The sequence below is a fragment of the Anoxybacillus mongoliensis genome (assembly GCF_014201515.1).
GTDB classification, from domain to species: domain Bacteria; phylum Bacillota; class Bacilli; order Bacillales; family Anoxybacillaceae; genus Anoxybacillus; species Anoxybacillus mongoliensis.
On record NZ_JACHEQ010000003.1, the window covers coordinates 241,300 to 258,559 of the forward strand.

The following is a 17,260-nucleotide window of genomic DNA, read 5'->3' on the forward strand; positions in this document are numbered from 1 at the left end:
ATCGCTTTTGCACTCTAACATATGTTTGTCTATATTCGCTCCTCTTTTAGCAGCAGATTTTTCACCTCTCTTTTTTAGATTTTCACATTTGCGGGATAAGGAGCGTTCGTGTTGCTTTCATTTTTTCACTTTTGATGCAAGGTTGATATTTTGATACAACTGTAAACCCTATTGTTGAGGTTGATGGGAGATTCCTTAACAACTCTCGATCATGGAATTGAGCGTGTACATTTTTTGTTCTAGAAGCTTATATGTTTCTTGCTCCTTAATTCGGATGTTAATTTGCGAAATCTCCCGCAAATGGCTTTTCAGCGCTTTCACAAAATCATGAGCGAATTTCATTTTATCATAAAAAAGAAATGATTCCATCTTATCATTTATCACATTTATAGCTTCGATTTTAATTTGATTTCCTTTCATTATAAAAAAATAATCATAAACAGAACCAAATCCAGAAATGCGGAACGGCTTATTCTCTTTATTGGATATCATATCCATAATACTAGTAGCCATACTTAGCAAAGCTGTGCCATAAAGGGTTGCGATATTGATCGTCATTTGTTCGATACCATTATGAACAGTCATATACATTTCGCAACTAAAAAAACTATTGAGGTTTTCACTTTTGAGCGTTCCTCTCCAATCTCCTTCCCAGTCTTCTAATAAAATTTTGATCCCCATAATATCGTCCTCCACCCATGGTGATGTTTGGGCTCTAGCGCTCAACTATCATCATTGTTATCAGTCTATATTCCCCACTCCATTAATAAGTTTATTAAGAAATATCTTGCCATTCGCTCTACAATGTGACCGTAACTATAATCACGAAATGATTCAGAACTTATTATGTCTCCTGTTGTAAGGCACATCCCTTCGCACGCCTTATCTACTCTTGGTTTCCTTAAACATATATCATGTTACCGTTACTTTTTCCCATTCCTCACACCTATAAATATACCATACAACAGCAAAAAAACTATTATCATGAAAACGAATTGCATTACTGAATAATCTCGCTGTTGAGAATGAGAATTAAATTCCTCCATTTTCTCATTTATCTGCTTATTAATTTCCTCTTGGCTTGGCGGTTCTTCAAAATCTTTTCTTATGGTCTCTACCGCCCTATTGATATAAGACTGAATCTCATCCTCCGATGGCTTCTCTGCACTGACATCTGCAAAAATAGGTGCCCTTTTTCCTAATATCGTGTCATTTATATAAATATCGTAGTAAAGACTTTGATCGCTCTCTACGAAGTCTCTTAACTTTTTGTTACTTACGTCTATATTCTCGTCTAAATATATTGTCTTTACAAAATGAGGATCAATAATCGGCTCTTTCTCTTTTTGTTGTTGAATTTGGACATAATATACTTTTAGGGATTTACTTGTCTCTTCAATTTTGTAATTTAATAAAATGTGACGAACAATCCAATTTTCTTCGTCATTAGCAAAGACAAATTTTGGTATTAAATTTATTGTTATTATTGAGATAAGTATAGTTAATAAAAAGATAAATCGAATTTCTTTAATACGAGTCCCCTCCAAAATAATCTTTCTAACAGGTTAGTAAAAACTTTACTCATCCATTTTTCTTAACGAAATGATACCGCAAAAGCAACAATAAAACAAGGCGGGGGGATTCGTCTTGTTTTATTCTTCCATTGTTTCCAAACACCGACTTATACTTCTTCCAACTGAACTTGCTTACAAATAATTTTTAGCAACGGTTCTTTATAATCAAAGGTATATATATGAAAATGGTGAAATCCGCTTGAATTTGCTTCTACATTTTCGAAGCGAATAATAGTGAACAAGCTATCAAAATGGATATCATCCCTTGACATTTCTAGTATCTCTTTTTTTATTTTGTACTCCACAGCTAAGCAATCCTTAAAATGCAATGCTAATATTCTGTTTTTCTCCCTATTCTCCTGTGTATCCCAGTAATAGTCGATCGTAATAGATAAATCTAACGGATTGTTCCATTTCATATCCGTTATGATACTATCCGTGAAATCAAAATAATCTTTGATCTCTTTATAATTGTTGGCAATGATCATTTTATTCACTCACTTTTTTCCAAAATAAAAATAGTCGTTGAAGTTAGTCTGCAAATCTTTTACCGCTTGTCTCCGATTTCCTTTTCTAAGTGTCTGACCAGTCCAACGGTCATTGCTGTTCGATGAGTTTGATTGTAATGTTGTCGTTTCTGTTCTAACATACTTTTGTAGAGCTTGGTACGTTTATTTTCCTGCAATTCCGTCCGCTGTAATTCCAACCTTCTTCTGAAATCCCTTCACAGCATTTTCTATATTGGCTCCATAAACCCCATCGATTTCAACAGAATCAAATCCAGCTTTATAAAGCCAAGATTGCAGCGTCTTATCCCCTCTTTTTAGCGTTTGTCCACTCCATAAGTCATTTGTGTAGTTAGAAGGGAGAGTAACTCTACCGACACCATCTACAATCCTCCTATTTTTCAACATTGCGCGTCTATTGTAGCACAAACATAGTAGAAAAGCGGAATGTTTTGTTGTAATCTAAAGGAAAGAAAGTGAGGAGGAAAAAAATGAACAAGTTTCAACCGCTTTTTTTTATGATCGCATTGCTAGCTACAGCGATGATGATCGGCACCGGCATTGCGATCGCTTATCGACATGTGCCAGCGATCGTCGGCTCGATGATTGCTTTTTTTGGCGTGATGGGTCTTGGGTTTTCACTGAAAAAAAGAAAAAGCGCTAACGATCGGTAGTTAGCGCTGAATGATCGCAAGCACTTCTTCATGCAATCCCGGTTTTGAAACGAACACGGAGCTTTTTTCAATCATATTGAGCGGCTCACCGTACAAGTTTGTCACCACACCACCTACTTCTTGCACGATGACCATCCCACCGGCAATATCCCACGGCGACAACCGAAGCGTAATGTACGCATCCAGTTTACCCGCTGCGATATACGCCATCTCAAGTGCCGCAGAGCCGTACGAACGCGTGCCGCGCGCTTTTTTCACAAGCGGGGCAAGGACGTTCGGGTCGATGCGGCGATTTTCTGTCACCCACGTTGCATTTAATGAAATGATGGAGCGATCGAGCGTTGTTTTCTCAAGTGGTGGAAGCGGCGTGCCGTTTAAAAATGCCCCTTTTCCTTTTTGTGCATAATATAGTTCGTCAAACGCCACGTCGTAAATGTAGCCAAGCATGCCGACGCCATCTTGAAACACTCCGACAGAAATCGCAAAATGGCGCTGTTGATGAATAAAATTCATCGTTCCGTCAATCGGGTCGATGATCCAAACGACGCCGTCTAGCGCTTCAAGCGTATCCCCGAGCCCTTCTTCTCCTAAAATGCGGTGTGTCGGATACGTCCGACGAATGCGCTCAATAAAAAACTGTTCGATTTCCCGATCGACGTTTGTTACTAAGTCAGATGGGCTTGATTTCGTTTCGATTTTTAGTTTCGTTTGAAACGCATCGCGGATGCGCTCCCCTGCTTCACGAATCCAATGCTGCATATGTTGATCAATTTCGTTCCACATACAATACCTCCTGCATATACTTATGTAGAAAAGGCGGCGTTTGCCGCCTTTCAGTTCGACAGACGAATGAGTTCTTGGCGCAGTCTTTCTAATTTTCGTTTACATTCGTTTTTTTTCGCTTCATTGTTTTCTAACATCGCTTCATAAAGGGTGGCTAGTTCGTAATCAACTTCGAGCTTTAATACTTTGATTCGGCGTTCTCCATCCATTTTTTTGAATCCATCGGCTGTTTTTCTCATCTCGTGCACCCCTTCCGTCTTTATTTTTTCTGAAAATTCTTTTTTTATATACTATGTAACGGAAAGGGGATATGCAACTTTACATTTTCACAATATCTCCGTTGGACAACTCTTTTCCTTTTTTAATTGTTTGGTACGATGAATAGCCGCTTACTTTTTCGAACTCATCACATAGTTTTCGCTCTTCCGCTTTGCTTGGGACGATTTGTTTAAAGCGGCGATATAAGTTCATCAGTTGCTCTCGTTCAATACCTTGTTCGTACGCTTGTTCAACGCCTTCGTAAAACTTAATGACGTCGATGATTTCCTCTGTTGACCAACTGTAATCAATCGGGTATGCATATTTCATGATGTTCACCTTTCTTTTTTTGCTGTCTGTTTTAGTTTGCCCAACGTGCGCGAATTTGTTCCGCCTCGTTGATCATGCGCGCAAAAAGTTCACTCACTGTCGGCACGTCGTGAATGAGCCCGATCACTTGCCCCGCCCATGCAAATCCTTCTTTCGTATGACCGTCGTAAATAAACCGCTTGTTCGCTTTGCCGCTAATGTACGCTTTTAACTGTTCGTATCCTTTACCTTCTTGTTCAAACTGTAAAATTTTTTCCGTCCATTCGTTTAACAAAGCGCGCGCAGGGGCACCGAGCGATCGTTTAATGACAACAGTGTCGCTTTCTGTGCGTTCCACAAGCATTTGTTTATACACAGGATGGGCGTGAATACATTCTTTTGTCGCAATAAAGCGCGTGCCCATTTCAATGCCTTCCGCTCCAAGCGCAAGCGCAGCCATCAACCCACGACCGTCTCCAATGCCGCCTGACGCGATGACAGGAATCGATACGGAATCGACGACGCGCGGCACTAATACGAACGTTCCGATATCGTGTTTGCCGAGATGTCCGCCCCCTTCTTGACCGACAACCATGACCGCATCTGCCCCTAGCTCTTCTGCTTTTACCGCTTGGCGCACCGCCGCAACGAGCACAAGCTTTTTCACCCGCACGCCTTTTAACTGTTCAAAAATAGGAGCAGGATTTCCCCCTGTCATCGAAATGACTGGCACGTTTTCTTCAATCGCTACTTCAAGCATATGTGCAAATGGGCGTCCATGTTGTCCAATCGCAAAATTCACACCAAACGGTTTGTCCGTTTTTTCGCGCACTTTTTTTATTTCTTCTCGCAACTCATCTGGCGTCTCGAGCGACATCGCTGTAATTTGCCCTAGCCCCCCAGCATTCGATACCGCCGCTGCTAAATCGGCATACGCCAAATACGCCAGTCCACCTTGAATAATCGGATAACGAATGCCTAACAATTCCGTTACTCTCGTTTTCCAGTTCATCACTCATTCCCCCTTTAACTTTTTATCATTCTTCATTCATAAAGAAAAGTCCTTCACAAACAATAAATGAAGAAATATGCAATCATTTTGATTTTTAAGCAAAAAAACCATCTTTCCAAACGCATAAAGAAGTGCTATAATTCACTTTGTTTTATGTAAATCCAAGTTAAAGAGGTGTACAGCGAAATTGTCACAGTATGAAACACCGTTATTTACCGGACTGTTAGAGCATATAAAGAAAAATCCGATTCAATTTCATATTCCTGGCCATAAAAAAGGAGCAGGCATGGACGAGCAGTTTCGCTCTTTTATTGGGGAAAATGCGTTAGCGATCGATTTAATTAATATCGGTCCGCTTGATGATTTACATCAGCCAAAAGGAATGATTAAACGTGCTCAAGAGCTTGCGGCGGAAGCGTTTGGGGCGGACTATACGTTTTTTTCCGTACAAGGAACGAGCGGAGCGATTATGACGATGGTCATGTCTGTCGCAGGACCTGGCGATAAAATTATCGTTCCGCGCAACGTGCATAAATCCGTTATGTCTGCCATCGTCTTTTCAGGGGCGACACCGATTTTCGTCCATCCTGAAATTGATAAAGAGCTTGGCATTTCACACGGCATTACGCCAGAAGCGGTGGAAGCGGCGTTAAAGCAACATCCCGACGCCAAAGGGGTACTCGTCATTAACCCGACGTACTTCGGCATTGCCGGCGACTTAAAGCGCATCGTTGACATTGCGCACGCGTACGGCGTTCCTGTTCTTGTCGATGAGGCGCATGGCGTACACATTCACTTTCATGAAGATTTGCCGCTATCAGCGATGCAAGCAGGCGCGGATATGGCAGCAACGAGCGTGCATAAACTCGGCGGTTCGATGACGCAAAGCTCAATTTTAAACGTGAAAGAAGGTCTTGTGTCACCGAAGCGAGTGCAAGCGATTTTAAGCATGTTAACGACAACATCGACGTCTTACTTATTGCTTGCTTCGCTTGATGTGGCGCGCAAACGGCTTGCAACACAAGGGCATGAGCTTGCGGAACAAGCGATTCGCCTGGCGAATGAAACGCGCAAGCAAATTAACGATATCGACTATTTATATTGCGTCGGAAAAGAAATTCTCGGTACAGAAGCAACATTCGATTACGATCCGACGAAGCTGATTATTTCGGTCAAAGAGCTTGGACTCACAGGGTATGACGTGGAAAAATGGCTTCGTGAACGCTACAACATTGAAGTCGAATTGTCTGATTTATATAACATTTTATGTATTATTACACCGGGCGATACGGAGCAGGAAACGAACGTATTAGTCGATGCGCTTCGTCATTTATCAAATGAATTTCGCCATCAAGCGGAAGTCGGGAAAAAAGCGGAAGTCATTTTGCCAGATATTCCTGTGCTTGCGCTCACCCCGCGCGATGCGTTTTATGCGGAAACAGAAGTCGTGCCGTTTGATGAATCAGCAGGACGCATTATCGCTGAGTTTGTCATGGTATATCCACCTGGCATTCCAATTTTCATTCCAGGGGAAATTATTACGGAAGAAAATTTAAACTACATTCGCAAAAATATAGAAGTCGGTTTACCTGTTCAAGGTCCAGAAGACGACACGTTACAAACGTTGCGCGTCATTAAAGAGCATCAAAAATAGAAAAAGCGGAGCTCGCGTTGAGTTCCGCTTTTTTCGTTTCATCACATAAGAAAGAGGCTGGCGAACCAGCCCCTTTCCTCTATATATGTCTCCTCATCCCCCAAAGTTTGTTCCGCGCTATATATTATTCTTCGTCTTCACAATCGCACGTGCAACATTGACCGTACAATACCGTTACTTTTTCGTCCTCAAAATGATCGATTGTCGCATTGCATGTTTGGCATACAATTGTACCCATCCCCGATAACCCCTTTTCCTTTGGAATGTTTGAAAACGTTTTACTGATTTCATAATAATATGTCACATTTATTTTGTCAATAGGAATTAGTATGACATATTTAAACAAAAAAAGAGACGTATTTCACGCCTCTTACTCATATTGTTCAGCATAAGGTGTCGTCGGTAAAATGTCTGAGAAAAATTCCGCTAAATCTTCAGCTTGTTCTTTCGTGTCAATGCGGAACGTTCGTTGTAAATAGTCGTGGTCTTCGATGTCTTTCGGGTCGAGGAGAGCGGAGCGGCCTGTTTGCATACAGATGACAAGCGGTTTGCCAAAAAACATATTCGTATAAACGATGCCAAAATCGTAACGGACGTCTTTTGTCGTAAAGCCAACAAACCTTACTTTTACTTTTTCATGCTCATCATACAATTTTTCGAACATCCTATTCCCTCCTTCTTGTATATTAAACTTTATTATATCGCACCATTTATATTTTCGCAATTATTTGTTTTTTTACGTATGTACGTGATACAATGAAAGTGATTTCAAAATGTACGAGGTGAACGAAATGGCTTATACAGCTACGATTGAACTTGTCCCTGCATCGACATGGGAGACGGTCACGTTAGAACAATGTAAACAATTGCTTGAACAATTTCGCGACATCGCGCGAAAAACGGGCGAACAGCTCGCTTGGGACTATGCGGAATCTGCTTTCCCGTATGACATCGTGACAAAAGAAGATCGCATTGTATTAGTTGGAAAAAGCGACCGCTATCATATGATTGAATGTCGCGTGCATGAGCGTGCGGTCGAGTTTGTATTGCCGAAACGAGCGACGCATGGCGATAAAGGAAAAGCGAACGAACTATGTAAATTTTTCGCTAAACAAATGGCAGGGAAACTGCATTTATTTAACGGACGAGTGATGTATTATTACAAACGATAAGCCCAAAAAAGCTCGCGACAAAGAAAATAAATGGCGATCGTCAATAAGGTTGTCCAACATGCGCGCTTTTTCGTTAAACGAAACCGAAGCGCAAGCAAAAAAGCAACGTACATAAATATCATAAACAGCAACGCTTTAAAAATAAAATGATCGTGGGCAGATCTCCATTCAACGAGTGAAAATAAGCTCCAAATAAGTAATTGAACTAAAAAAACGACATACATGTTTACACACCCCTTACAAACATCATATGATCGCAAGGGAAAAATAATGAGAAAGAGGACGGCTAAGCCATCCTCTTTTTTATTTGTTAATAATATGAATTGGGCTACCGAGTGCCACTTCAGCCGCTTCCATTGTAATTTCACCGAGCGTTGGATGCGCGTGAATCGTCATCGCGATATCTTCGGCTGTCATGCCTGCTTCGATCGCTAAGCCAAGCTCCGCGATCATATCTGATGCGTTTGGACCAACGATTTGCGCGCCGATAATGACGCCATCGTCTTTCGTTAAGACGAGTTTTAAGAATCCGTCTGCTTCGTTTAATGCAAGGGCACGGCCGTTTGCGCCAAACGGGAACTTCGCTGTAATGACGTCAATGCCTTCTTCGATCGCTTGTTTTTCAAAGTAACCGACAGATGCACATTCAGGGTCAGAGAAGACGACGGCTGGAATCGCTAAGTAGTCGATTTCAGACGGATGACCAGCGATCGCTTCTGCAGCAATTTTTCCTTCGTATGACGCTTTATGCGCAAGTGGTGGACCTGCAACAACATCACCGATCGCATAAATGTTTGGCACGCTTGTGCGGCATTGTTTGTCGATTTCAATTAAGCCGCGTTCTGTCATTTTAATGCCGATTTGTTCAAGTCCCATTTCTTCTGTGTTCGGACGACGACCAACTGTGACAAGCACGTATTCCGCATCAATTGTTTTCGTTTCGCCGTTTACTTCAAATGTTACCGTTACGCCGTCTTCACGCTCTTCAACGCCTTTCGCAAGCGCGTTTGTAAAGACGTCTACTCCTTTTTTCTTTAAGCGACGACGAACGACGGCGCTCATTTGTTTTTCGAAGCCAGATAAAATTTCATCTGCGCCTTCTAAAATCGTAATTTTCGTTCCGAAGTTTGCGTATGCTGTCCCTAACTCTGTACCGATGTAACCGCCGCCGATGACGACCATCGATTTTGGAATTTCAGGCAAGTTTAATGCGCCTGTTGAGTCAAGGACGCGCTTTGAAAATTTAAACGTTGGCAACTCGATTGGACGAGAACCTGTTGCGATAATCGCGTTTTTAAATTTGTACGTTTGCGCGCTATTTTCTGTCATGACGCGAACCGTATTTTCATCAACGAAATACGCTTCTCCGCGCACAATTTCCACTTTATTTCCTTTTAATAAGCCTTCCACGCCGCTCGTTAATTTTTTCACGACGCCTGCTTTCCATTCTTGCACTTTTGAAAAGTCAACTTTTACGTTTTCCGCAAAAATCCCCATATCTTGCGAATGTGTCGCAATTTCGTAACGATGACCGGCCGAGATGAGCGCTTTGGATGGAATACATCCGACGTTTAAGCACACACCGCCGAGGTTACCTTTTTCAACGATCGTTACTTTTTGACCGAGTTGCGCCGCGCGAATCGCTGCGACGTAACCGCCAGGACCTGCACCGACGACGAGAGTTTCTGTTTCAATTGCGAAATCGCCTACTACCATCGCATTACGCCTCCATTAATAATAGTTCAGGATCGTTTAATAAACGTTTAATATGATTTAACGCGTTTTGCGCTGTCGCACCGTCGATCATGCGGTGGTCGAAGCTTAATGACAACGCTAATACCGGAGCGATGACAATTTCACCATCGCGCACGATCGGCTTTTCTGAAATGCGTCCGATACCTAAAATCGCAACTTCTGGATGGTTAATGACTGGTGTAAACCATTGACCGCCTGCTGAGCCGATGTTTGTAATTGTGCATGTCGCACCTTTCATTTCGTTCGGCATTAATTTGCCGTCACGTGCTTTCGTCGCAAGTTCGTTAATTTCTTTTGCGATCGCAAAAATCGATTTGCGGTCTGCATGTTTCACAACCGGAACGAGCAATCCTTTATCTGTATCCGCTGCGATTCCGATGTTGTAGTAATGTTTATGAATAATTTCTTCTGTCGCATCGTCAATTGACGTATTGAGCGCTGGATATTCGCGAAGCGCCGACGTTAACGCTTTAACGACATATGGTAAGAACGTTAACTTAATGCCTTTTTGCGCAGCGACATCTTTAAATTTCTTACGATGCGCAACAAGTTTTGTCACATCGACTTCGTCCATTAATGTGACGTGTGGGGCTGTATGTTTCGAGTTCACCATCGCTTTGGCGATCGCACGACGAATGCCGCTCATTTTCTCGCGTGTTTCTGGGAACTCGCCTTCTAATACAACTGGTTGTGGAGCTGGTGTTGCTTTTTGTTCTTGTGCTGGCGCAACTGTTTCTGTTACCGTTTGCGCTTGTGCTTCTGGTTGTGGAGCTGCACCGCCTGCTAAGTATGCATCGATGTCTTGTTTTAGCACGCGACCGTTTTTACCTGTTCCTTGCACAAGGCGAATGTCGACACCTTTTTCACGGGCATATTTGCGCACAGATGGCATCGCGATGACGCGTTTTTTCGGTTGTGCTTGCGCTGGTTGCTCTTGTTTTACTTCTTCTTTCTTTTCTTCTACTTTTGGCTCGTCGCCATGATCGCCTTTGAACTTTAAGTTTTCGTATCCTGGCGCATCAAATTTAATTAACGTTTGACCAACCGTTGCGACTGTGCCTTCGCTCACTAAAATTTCTAATACTTTTCCTTTCACTGGAGATGGAATTTCTACGACTGCTTTATCGTTTTGCACTTCACAAAGTACATCATCTTCGTTGACTTCATCGCCCGGTTTGACGAACCATTTGACAATTTCACCTTCGTGAATCCCTTCACCGATGTCCGGTAATTTAAATTCAAATGACATTGTACCTCAACCTCCTGTTTCTTAAATGTGGAGGGGCATGCCCCCTCCATTAAAACGCCATTACTTTTTTCACTGTTTCGATCACATCTTTAAAGTTCGGTAACCATACTGGCTCTGCTTGTGAGAACGGATATACTGTATCTGGCGCCGCGACGCGCAATACTGGCGCTTCAAGGCTAAGAATCGCACGTTCATTAATTTCTGCAACGACGTTTGCGGCAATACCTGCTTGTTTTTGCGCTTCTTGTACAACAACCGCACGACCTGTTTTTTCAACAGATGCGATAATCGTTTCGATATCTAACGGTTGAACCGTACGCAAGTCAACGACTTCAACAGAAATGCCTTCTTTTTCAAGCTCCGCTGCCGCTTTTAATGATTCATGTACCATCGCACCGTATGTGATGACCGATACGTCTGTTCCTTCGCGTTTAATGTCCGCTTTGCCGATTGGAATTGTATATTCTCCTTCTGGCACTTCTTGACGGAACGAGCGGTACAATTTCATATGCTCTAAGAAAATGACCGGATCGTTGTCACGAATCGCTGAAATTAACAATCCTTTCGCATCGTATGGTGTCGATGGGATGACAACTTTTAATCCAGGTTGTTGCGCAACAAGCCCTTCTAAGCTATCGGCATGTAATTCTGGCGTATGTACGCCACCACCGAATGGCGAACGAACAGTGATTGGCGCATGGAAACGGCCACCAGAACGATAGCGCATGCGCGCCATTTGACCAGAAATGGAATCCATCACTTCATAGACGAATCCAAAGAACTGAATTTCAGGGACAGGACGGAATCCTTGTAACGCTAAACCGATCGCTAAACCGCCGATTCCTGATTCTGCAAGCGGTGTGTCAAATACGCGGTCTTCGCCAAACTCTGCTTGCAATCCTTCTGTCGCGCGGAATACCCCGCCGTTTACACCGACGTCCTCACCAAACACAAGAACGTTCGGGTCTTTGCGCATTTCTACGCGCAACGCATCCGTGATTGCTTGAATCATTGTCATTTGCGCCATGGCTTATTTCGACTCCTTTTCTTTGTAGATTTCGTATTGTTCTTTTAAGAACGCTGGCATTTCTTCGTACATGATCGACATTAAGTCGGTTACTTTTTGTTTTGGTGTTTCGTCCGCTTTCTTAATCGCTTCTTTAATATCTTCTTTCGCTTGTTCGATGACGCGATTTTCTTCTTCTTCGCTCCATAATCCTTTGTTTTCTAAAAACTTACGGAAGCGAACGAGCGGATCTTTTTTCTCCCATTCGTTTTCAAGCTCTTTCGAACGATAGCGTGTTGGATCGTCTCCTGCCATCGTATGTGGACCGTAGCGGAAGCAAAGCGTTTCAATGAGCGTTGGACCTTCGCCATTAATTGCACGCTCACGAGCGTCACGCACTGCAACGTATACCGCAAGCGGATCCATTCCGTCTACTTGAATGCCCGGAATACCTGCGGCAACTGCTTTTTGTGCGATTGTTTTTGCCGCTGATTGCTTTTCGACTGGTGTTGAAATCGCAAAGCGGTTGTTTTGAACGATAAAGATCGCTGGCGCGTTAAATGCCCCTGCGAAGTTAATTCCTTCGTAGAAGTCTCCTTGCGATGCACCACCGTCACCTGTATATGTAACTGCAACTGCTTTTTTGCCGCGTTTTTTCATGCCAAGCGCAACGCCGGCTGTTTGAATAATTTGGGCACCGATAATAATTTGTGGTGGCAACACGTTTACATCTTCAGGAATTTGGTTGCCATGGAAATGACCGCGTGAAAATAAAAACGCTTGGTAAAGTGGTAAACCGTGCCAAATCATTTGTGGAACATCACGATAGCCCGGTAAAATGAAATCTTCTTTTTCCAACGCAAAATGGCTCGCTAATTGGCTCGCTTCTTGTCCTGCTGTTGGCGCATAGAAGCCGAGACGTCCTTGACGGTTTAACGAAATGCAACGTTGGTCAAGCACGCGCGTATATACCATACGGCGCATTAATTCTTTCAATTGCTCATCTGTTAAATCAGGCATCGCTGCTTCGTTTACGACTTCGCCTTCTTCATTTAAAATTTGAAACGTCGGGAACTGCTCAGCGACTTTTTCAAGTTGCTTTTTCACATCAAATAGGGGTTTTTTACCCATGTTGTTCACCTCATCCTTTCTTTTCAACACGTAAAATGATGCACCTTTTAATTTGCCCAAAAACGATTTGTTTTTACTACGTTTTGTGTATGAAAAGCTGTATTAATGGAAAAAGCCATTGCGATTAATACAACTGTTTTTTTACATCTTTCAGTTTACACCGTTCGACAACGCTCGTCAATCAGTTTGCTCAACACCTTCTATATAAAAATGAAATTTAGAAAATTTTAACTGTGTTATGAATCTGTTATACTCATTTTTCTTGTTCTGTATTATTTCTGTTTTACAATGTGAATATGTATGTTTGTAAGCGGATTGCACTTTTGCATATGATGTCCCATAATAAAACGTAGTCTACTTTGTGGATAAGGAGTGAAACGACGTGATTACGATGAAAGATATTATTAAAGATGGGCATCCGACGTTACGAAAAGTAGCGGAAGAAGTACCCCTTCCGCCTTCTGAAGAAGATCGTCGCATTTTAGCGAGCTTGTTGGAATATGTAAAAATGAGCCAAGATCCAGAGCTAGCGAAAACGTACGGACTTCGTCCGGGCATCGGCTTAGCTGCGCCGCAAATTAACGTTTCAAAGCGCATGATTGCGGTGCATGTGACGGACGAAAAAGGAACGTTGCATAGCTATGCGTTATTTAATCCAAAAATTATCAGTCATTCAGTCGAGATGTGCTATTTAACGAGCGGAGAAGGATGTTTGTCTGTAGATGAAGCGATTCCTGGTTACGTACCGCGCTATATGCGTATTACCGTCACCGGAACGACGCTTGAAGGGGAAACGGTAAAGCTACGTTTAAAAGGATTGCCTGCCATCGTGTTTCAACATGAAATTGACCATTTAAACGGCATTATGTTTTATGATCATATTAATAAACAAAATCCGTACGACGTGCCAGTTGGCGCCATTCCGATTGAACGGTAATTAAAAAGGGCTACCATGACGGTGCCCTTTTATTTTAACAAACCTAGATGGCGTAATCCGAATAAAATACCGTCTTCATCGACCGGTTTTGTAATAAAATCGGCTACTTTTTTCGCTTCTTCATGTCCGTTCCCCATCGCGACGCCTGTGCCGACAAAGCGAAGCATTTCCGTATCGTTTAACCCGTCGCCAAACGCATATACGTTTTCACGAGCAATCCCGAGCTGTTCGATCATTTTTTTAATTCCTTCTGCTTTCGATCCGCCATATGGCAATATATCCGTTGACACCGCATGCCAACGAACGAAGTGAAACGCCGGAAACGATTGAATGTACGGCTGCTCTTCTTCTGGCTTACAAAACAAAAGCGCTTGATAAATGTCGTTTCGTTCGTCATACGTTTCATCGTGCGGTGGATGAGCAGATTTTAAACTTCCCATACTTTCGTGAATGTACGGATGATCGGCTACACTTGCACGCATCGTGTCAGCATCCATGAAAATAAGCGGATGGTCATTGTCGCGTGCCATTTGTTTTAAAGCGCGAAGTTGTTCGCGATCAAGCGGTTGATTGTAAATGACCTCTCCTTCAAAAACGACATATTGCCCGTTAAAGCTGACAAACGATTGAATGTCGAGTTTTTCACGAATCCATTCAAACATAAACGGTGCTCTCCCGGTTGCAATCGCCACATATACCCCTTGCTTTTTTAATTCGTGTATCGCTTCATATGTCGATGGCGGCAACTGTTTATCGTCGTCTAGTAACGTTCCGTCAATATCAAAAAAGACAATTTTTCTCTCCATGTTTCTCGCTCCTCGTGTAAAAGTTCACAAACTTACCGTAACGGAATTATGCCATATTGTCAATGAAATGGTTAGAACCATGTATATTTTCCCATGCAAAATTTGTCGATGATCTTCTTATAATAAATAATAAGAGAACACATTTACTTTCCGACAAAATCGGATACAATAAAAGTGAGGAGTGATGCGTCATGTTGAAAAAGTTGAAACGCAAGCTGCTCAAACAATGGAAAGAACTTTTGCGCAGAAAATCGATTGCATAGTTGTACGAGCCCTTCGAGCGAAGGGCTTCTTTTCAATTTTGTTTCCTATTCCCCACTTTTTATATATAATAAGAAAAGCGGAAAGCGTCCGGAGCTACATATCGCTTTACTTTTTAAAAGGGAACATAATAAAAAAGCAATATTACACATAAGGAGAGATGAACGTTGATTTTTAAAGTGTTTTACCAAGATACAATCAATGAAGTGCCGGTAAGGGAAAAAACGAAGACTCTTTATATTGAAGCGGAAAGCGAGCGAGATGTGCGCCGAAAATTACAAGACCGTCATATCAATATTGAATACATTCAGCCACTTGAAGGTGCGCATTTAGCGTACGAGCAACAAAACCCTGATTTTCACGTATTGGAGATTGAACAATGAACATTTTAAAAAATAAACAAGTTGGTGTTTTCGCTCTCGGCGGTCTAGGCGAAATCGGAAAAAATACATATGGCGTACAGTATGAGGATGAAATCATCGTCATTGATGCCGGCATTAAGTTTCCGGAAGATGAATTGCTCGGAATTGATTACGTCATTCCTGATTATAGCTATTTAGTAAAAAATGCAGAAAACATTAAAGGACTATTTATTACACACGGACATGAAGACCATATTGGCGGTATCCCGTATTTGCTTCGCCAAGTGAACGTACCGATTTATGGCGGAAAGCTAGCGCTCGGACTCATTCGCAACAAGCTAGAAGAGCACGGATTGCTTCGTCAAACGAAACTTATTGAAATTAAAGAAGATGATGTCATTTCGTTCGGAAAAACATCGGTCACCTTTTTCCGCACAACCCATAGCATTCCGGATAGCTACGGGATCGTCGTCAAAACGCCAGTCGGTCAAATTGTGCATACAGGCGATTTTAAATTTGACTTTACGCCTGTTGGCGAGCCAGCGAACTTGACGAAAATGGCCGAAATCGGAAAAGAAGGCGTCCTTTGTTTATTGTCCGATAGTACAAATAGCGAAATTCCACATTTTACAATGTCAGAACGACGCGTCGGCGAAAGCATTCATGACATTTTCCGAAAAGTGCAAGGGCGCATTATTTTCGCAACGTTCGCTTCCAACATTCACCGCTTACAACAAGTCACAGAAGCGGCCGTATTAAACAATCGAAAAATTGCGGTATTCGGACGAAGCATGGAAGCAGCCATTGAAATTGGGCAACAACTCGGCTACATTAAATGTCCGAAAGATACGTTCGTTGATGCCGCACAAATTAATCGCCTTCCTGCTCATCGCGTCACGATTCTTTGCACCGGAAGCCAAGGGGAGCCGATGGCAGCGTTATCGCGCATCGCTAACGGGTCTCATCGCCAAATTCAAATTATGCCGGGCGATACAGTCGTCTTTTCATCTTCACCAATTCCGGGCAATACAGTAAGCGTCAACCGCATCATTAACATGTTGGCGCGCGCAGGAGCGGAAGTCATTCACGGACCGCTTAGCGACATTCATACGTCTGGTCACGGCGGACAAGAAGAACAAAAGTTGATGATTCGCTTAATGAAACCGAAATATTTTATGCCGATTCACGGGGAATATCGCATGCAAAAAATGCATGTGAAACTTGCGGTTGATTGCGGTGTGCCAGAAGAAAACTGCTTTATTATGGACAACGGAGAGGTGCTTGGCATTAGTGAAGAAGGAGCAAGCATCGTCGGCAAAATTCCGTCTGGCTCGGTGTATATTGACGGAAGCGGCATTGGCGATATCGGCAACATCGTCTTGCGCGACCGCCGCATTTTGTCAGAAGAAGGGCTAGTCATTGTCGTTGTGAGCATTAACATGAAAGAAATGAAAATTGCTGCGGGTCCAGACATTATTTCACGCGGATTCGTCTACATGCGTGAATCAGGCAATTTAATTAGCGATGCGCAACAACTGATCGCGAAACATTTACAACAGCTACTTGAACAAGGAACAAATCAATGGTCGGACATTAAAACGGAAATTACTGATACACTCGCACCGTTTTTATACGAAAAAACGAAGCGAAAACCGATGATTTTACCGATTATTATGGAAGTGTAAGAAAAGAAGGTGCCCATTTGGACACCTTCTTTTCAAAGTGTTGAAAAAGTGAGGCGTCAAGAAAAAGTTCACGGGAAAAGTGAACTTTTTCTTCTTTTCTTTTTTCCTTATTTGTGGTAACTTAAA

Annotated in this window: 22 protein-coding genes; 6 read left to right on the plus strand and 16 right to left on the minus strand. The window is 42.5% G+C overall.

Annotated features, from left to right (window positions below; all coding sequences use genetic code 11):
• Positions 1-195: 195 nt before the first annotated feature.
• The 4 genes from HNR43_RS04870 to HNR43_RS14140 all read right to left on the minus strand — a co-directional run bounded on the left by HNR43_RS04870 (position 196) and on the right by HNR43_RS14140 (position 2,488).
• Positions 196-681: a ribonucleoside-triphosphate reductase gene (locus HNR43_RS04870; protein ID WP_246346243.1), complete on the minus strand. Its 486-nt coding sequence runs from the start codon at positions 679-681 to the stop codon at positions 196-198.
• Positions 682-923: 242 nt separating this feature from the next.
• Positions 924-1,547 carry a hypothetical protein gene (locus tag HNR43_RS04875; protein ID WP_183241779.1) on the minus strand — a complete coding sequence of 208 codons (624 nt, stop codon included), beginning with the start codon at positions 1,545-1,547 and terminating at the stop codon, positions 924-926.
• A gap of 134 nt (positions 1,548-1,681) precedes the next feature.
• Positions 1,682-2,062 (minus strand): hypothetical protein, encoded by a 381-nt coding sequence (locus HNR43_RS04880; RefSeq protein ID WP_183241822.1) that lies wholly within the window; start codon positions 2,060-2,062, stop codon positions 1,682-1,684.
• Between the two features lie 183 nt (positions 2,063-2,245).
• Entirely contained in the window at positions 2,246-2,488 is a 243-nt protein-coding gene (locus tag HNR43_RS14140; protein ID WP_246346244.1) for a peptidoglycan-binding domain-containing protein, read from the minus strand.
• 83 nt (positions 2,489-2,571) lie between these two features.
• Between HNR43_RS14140 and HNR43_RS04890 the strand changes: the two genes are divergently transcribed.
• Complete coding sequence (locus tag HNR43_RS04890; protein ID WP_183241781.1) at positions 2,572-2,754, plus strand: DUF5325 family protein; 183 nt, start codon at positions 2,572-2,574, stop codon at positions 2,752-2,754.
• Here HNR43_RS04890 and HNR43_RS04895 read toward each other — a convergent pair whose 3' ends face one another.
• The 4 genes from HNR43_RS04895 to HNR43_RS04910 all read right to left on the minus strand — a co-directional run bounded on the left by HNR43_RS04895 (position 2,755) and on the right by HNR43_RS04910 (position 5,116).
• The gene (locus HNR43_RS04895) at positions 2,755-3,537 is read right to left on the minus strand and encodes an inositol monophosphatase family protein (RefSeq protein WP_183241783.1); all 783 of its coding nucleotides are present in this window, start codon (positions 3,535-3,537) and stop codon (positions 2,755-2,757) included.
• Positions 3,538-3,587: 50 nt separating this feature from the next.
• The gene (locus tag HNR43_RS04900) at positions 3,588-3,776 is read right to left on the minus strand and encodes a hypothetical protein (protein WP_006321341.1); all 189 of its coding nucleotides are present in this window, start codon (positions 3,774-3,776) and stop codon (positions 3,588-3,590) included.
• Between the two features lie 79 nt (positions 3,777-3,855).
• Positions 3,856-4,125, minus strand: coding sequence for a UPF0223 family protein (locus tag HNR43_RS04905; protein WP_183241785.1), 270 nt, complete (start codon positions 4,123-4,125; stop codon positions 3,856-3,858).
• A gap of 31 nt (positions 4,126-4,156) precedes the next feature.
• Complete coding sequence (locus tag HNR43_RS04910) at positions 4,157-5,116, minus strand: NAD(P)H-dependent flavin oxidoreductase (RefSeq protein ID WP_183241787.1); 960 nt, start codon at positions 5,114-5,116, stop codon at positions 4,157-4,159.
• A gap of 187 nt (positions 5,117-5,303) precedes the next feature.
• On the opposite strand from HNR43_RS04910, the gene HNR43_RS04915 reads away from it, so the two are divergent.
• The gene (locus HNR43_RS04915; RefSeq protein ID WP_183241789.1) at positions 5,304-6,770 is read left to right on the plus strand and encodes an aminotransferase class I/II-fold pyridoxal phosphate-dependent enzyme; all 1,467 of its coding nucleotides are present in this window, start codon (positions 5,304-5,306) and stop codon (positions 6,768-6,770) included.
• A 124-nt stretch (positions 6,771-6,894) separates the two neighbouring features.
• On the opposite strand, the gene HNR43_RS04920 is transcribed toward HNR43_RS04915, so the two are convergent.
• Both HNR43_RS04920 and HNR43_RS04925 read right to left on the minus strand, forming a co-directional pair.
• On the minus strand, positions 6,895-7,008 hold the full coding sequence (locus HNR43_RS04920) for a GapA-binding peptide SR1P (protein ID WP_003395198.1): 114 nt from the start codon (positions 7,006-7,008) through the stop codon (positions 6,895-6,897).
• A 132-nt stretch (positions 7,009-7,140) separates the two neighbouring features.
• Positions 7,141-7,434 (minus strand): DUF3055 domain-containing protein, encoded by a 294-nt coding sequence (locus tag HNR43_RS04925; protein WP_055440226.1) that lies wholly within the window; start codon positions 7,432-7,434, stop codon positions 7,141-7,143.
• Between the two features lie 127 nt (positions 7,435-7,561).
• Here HNR43_RS04925 and HNR43_RS04930 point away from each other — a divergent pair, with 127 nt between their 5' ends.
• The gene (locus HNR43_RS04930; protein ID WP_183241791.1) at positions 7,562-7,942 is read left to right on the plus strand and encodes a DUF1885 family protein; all 381 of its coding nucleotides are present in this window, start codon (positions 7,562-7,564) and stop codon (positions 7,940-7,942) included.
• Here the strand turns inward: HNR43_RS04930 and HNR43_RS04935 are convergent.
• The 5 genes from HNR43_RS04935 to pdhA all read right to left on the minus strand — a co-directional run bounded on the left by HNR43_RS04935 (position 7,930) and on the right by pdhA (position 13,083).
• Positions 7,930-8,166, minus strand: coding sequence for a hypothetical protein (locus HNR43_RS04935; protein WP_183241793.1), 237 nt, complete (start codon positions 8,164-8,166; stop codon positions 7,930-7,932). The two genes, HNR43_RS04930 and HNR43_RS04935, sit on opposite strands and share 13 nt — an antisense overlap.
• Positions 8,167-8,245: 79 nt before the next feature.
• On the minus strand, positions 8,246-9,658 hold the full coding sequence (gene lpdA, locus HNR43_RS04940) for a dihydrolipoyl dehydrogenase (RefSeq protein WP_183241795.1): 1,413 nt from the start codon (positions 9,656-9,658) through the stop codon (positions 8,246-8,248).
• Positions 9,659-9,662: 4 nt separating this feature from the next.
• Complete coding sequence (locus tag HNR43_RS04945; protein WP_183241797.1) at positions 9,663-10,946, minus strand: dihydrolipoamide acetyltransferase family protein; 1,284 nt, start codon at positions 10,944-10,946, stop codon at positions 9,663-9,665.
• Positions 10,947-10,995: 49 nt separating this feature from the next.
• Entirely contained in the window at positions 10,996-11,973 is a 978-nt protein-coding gene (locus HNR43_RS04950; RefSeq protein ID WP_183241798.1) for an alpha-ketoacid dehydrogenase subunit beta, read from the minus strand.
• A gap of 3 nt (positions 11,974-11,976) precedes the next feature.
• Positions 11,977-13,083 (minus strand): pyruvate dehydrogenase (acetyl-transferring) E1 component subunit alpha, encoded by a 1,107-nt coding sequence (pdhA, locus tag HNR43_RS04955; RefSeq protein WP_099668600.1) that lies wholly within the window; start codon positions 13,081-13,083, stop codon positions 11,977-11,979.
• A 382-nt stretch (positions 13,084-13,465) separates the two neighbouring features.
• On the opposite strand from pdhA, the gene def reads away from it, so the two are divergent.
• A complete protein-coding gene (gene def / locus HNR43_RS04960; protein WP_183241800.1) occupies positions 13,466-14,020 on the plus strand; it encodes a peptide deformylase in 555 nt (184 codons plus the stop codon).
• A 29-nt stretch (positions 14,021-14,049) separates the two neighbouring features.
• Here the strand turns inward: def and HNR43_RS04965 are convergent, their stop codons facing one another.
• The gene (locus tag HNR43_RS04965) at positions 14,050-14,826 is read right to left on the minus strand and encodes a Cof-type HAD-IIB family hydrolase (RefSeq protein ID WP_183241802.1); all 777 of its coding nucleotides are present in this window, start codon (positions 14,824-14,826) and stop codon (positions 14,050-14,052) included.
• A 428-nt stretch (positions 14,827-15,254) separates the two neighbouring features.
• Between HNR43_RS04965 and HNR43_RS04970 the strand changes: the two genes are divergently transcribed.
• Both HNR43_RS04970 and rnjA read left to right on the plus strand, forming a co-directional pair.
• Entirely contained in the window at positions 15,255-15,470 is a 216-nt protein-coding gene (locus HNR43_RS04970) for a DNA-dependent RNA polymerase subunit epsilon (protein WP_032100557.1), read from the plus strand.
• Positions 15,467-17,134: a ribonuclease J1 gene (gene rnjA, locus HNR43_RS04975; RefSeq protein ID WP_183241804.1), complete on the plus strand. Its 1,668-nt coding sequence runs from the start codon at positions 15,467-15,469 to the stop codon at positions 17,132-17,134. Before HNR43_RS04970 ends, rnjA begins: the two co-directional genes overlap by 4 nt.
• Positions 17,135-17,260: the final 126 nt, after the last annotated feature.

Excerpts from the sequence above, each read along its gene's own strand:
- HNR43_RS04880 (WP_183241822.1), bottom strand. The coding sequence starts at position 2,062 with ATGATCATTGCCAACAATTATAAAGAGATCAAAGATTATTTTGATTTC.
- HNR43_RS04910 (WP_183241787.1), bottom strand. The coding sequence starts at position 5,116 with ATGAACTGGAAAACGAGAGTAACGGAATTGTTAGGCATTCGTTATCCG.
- HNR43_RS04930 (WP_183241791.1), top strand. The coding sequence starts at position 7,562 with ATGGCTTATACAGCTACGATTGAACTTGTCCCTGCATCGACATGGGAG.
- rnjA (WP_183241804.1), top strand. The coding sequence starts at position 15,467 with ATGAACATTTTAAAAAATAAACAAGTTGGTGTTTTCGCTCTCGGCGGT.
- HNR43_RS04890 (WP_183241781.1), top strand. The coding sequence starts at position 2,572 with ATGAACAAGTTTCAACCGCTTTTTTTTATGATCGCATTGCTAGCTACA.
- pdhA (WP_099668600.1), bottom strand. The coding sequence starts at position 13,083 with ATGGGTAAAAAACCCCTATTTGATGTGAAAAAGCAACTTGAAAAAGTC.
- HNR43_RS04925 (WP_055440226.1), bottom strand. The coding sequence starts at position 7,434 with ATGTTCGAAAAATTGTATGATGAGCATGAAAAAGTAAAAGTAAGGTTT.
- HNR43_RS04935 (WP_183241793.1), bottom strand. The coding sequence starts at position 8,166 with ATGTATGTCGTTTTTTTAGTTCAATTACTTATTTGGAGCTTATTTTCA.
- lpdA (WP_183241795.1), bottom strand. The coding sequence starts at position 9,658 with ATGGTAGTAGGCGATTTCGCAATTGAAACAGAAACTCTCGTCGTCGGT.
- HNR43_RS04920 (WP_003395198.1), bottom strand. The coding sequence starts at position 7,008 with ATGGGTACAATTGTATGCCAAACATGCAATGCGACAATCGATCATTTT.
- HNR43_RS04950 (WP_183241798.1), bottom strand. The coding sequence starts at position 11,973 with ATGGCGCAAATGACAATGATTCAAGCAATCACGGATGCGTTGCGCGTA.
- HNR43_RS04945 (WP_183241797.1), bottom strand. The coding sequence starts at position 10,946 with ATGTCATTTGAATTTAAATTACCGGACATCGGTGAAGGGATTCACGAA.
- HNR43_RS04900 (WP_006321341.1), bottom strand. The coding sequence starts at position 3,776 with ATGAGAAAAACAGCCGATGGATTCAAAAAAATGGATGGAGAACGCCGA.
- HNR43_RS04870 (WP_246346243.1), bottom strand. The coding sequence starts at position 681 with ATGGGGATCAAAATTTTATTAGAAGACTGGGAAGGAGATTGGAGAGGA.
- HNR43_RS04905 (WP_183241785.1), bottom strand. The coding sequence starts at position 4,125 with ATGAAATATGCATACCCGATTGATTACAGTTGGTCAACAGAGGAAATC.
- HNR43_RS14140 (WP_246346244.1), bottom strand. The coding sequence starts at position 2,488 with ATGTTGAAAAATAGGAGGATTGTAGATGGTGTCGGTAGAGTTACTCTC.
- HNR43_RS04965 (WP_183241802.1), bottom strand. The coding sequence starts at position 14,826 with ATGGAGAGAAAAATTGTCTTTTTTGATATTGACGGAACGTTACTAGAC.
- HNR43_RS04895 (WP_183241783.1), bottom strand. The coding sequence starts at position 3,537 with ATGTGGAACGAAATTGATCAACATATGCAGCATTGGATTCGTGAAGCA.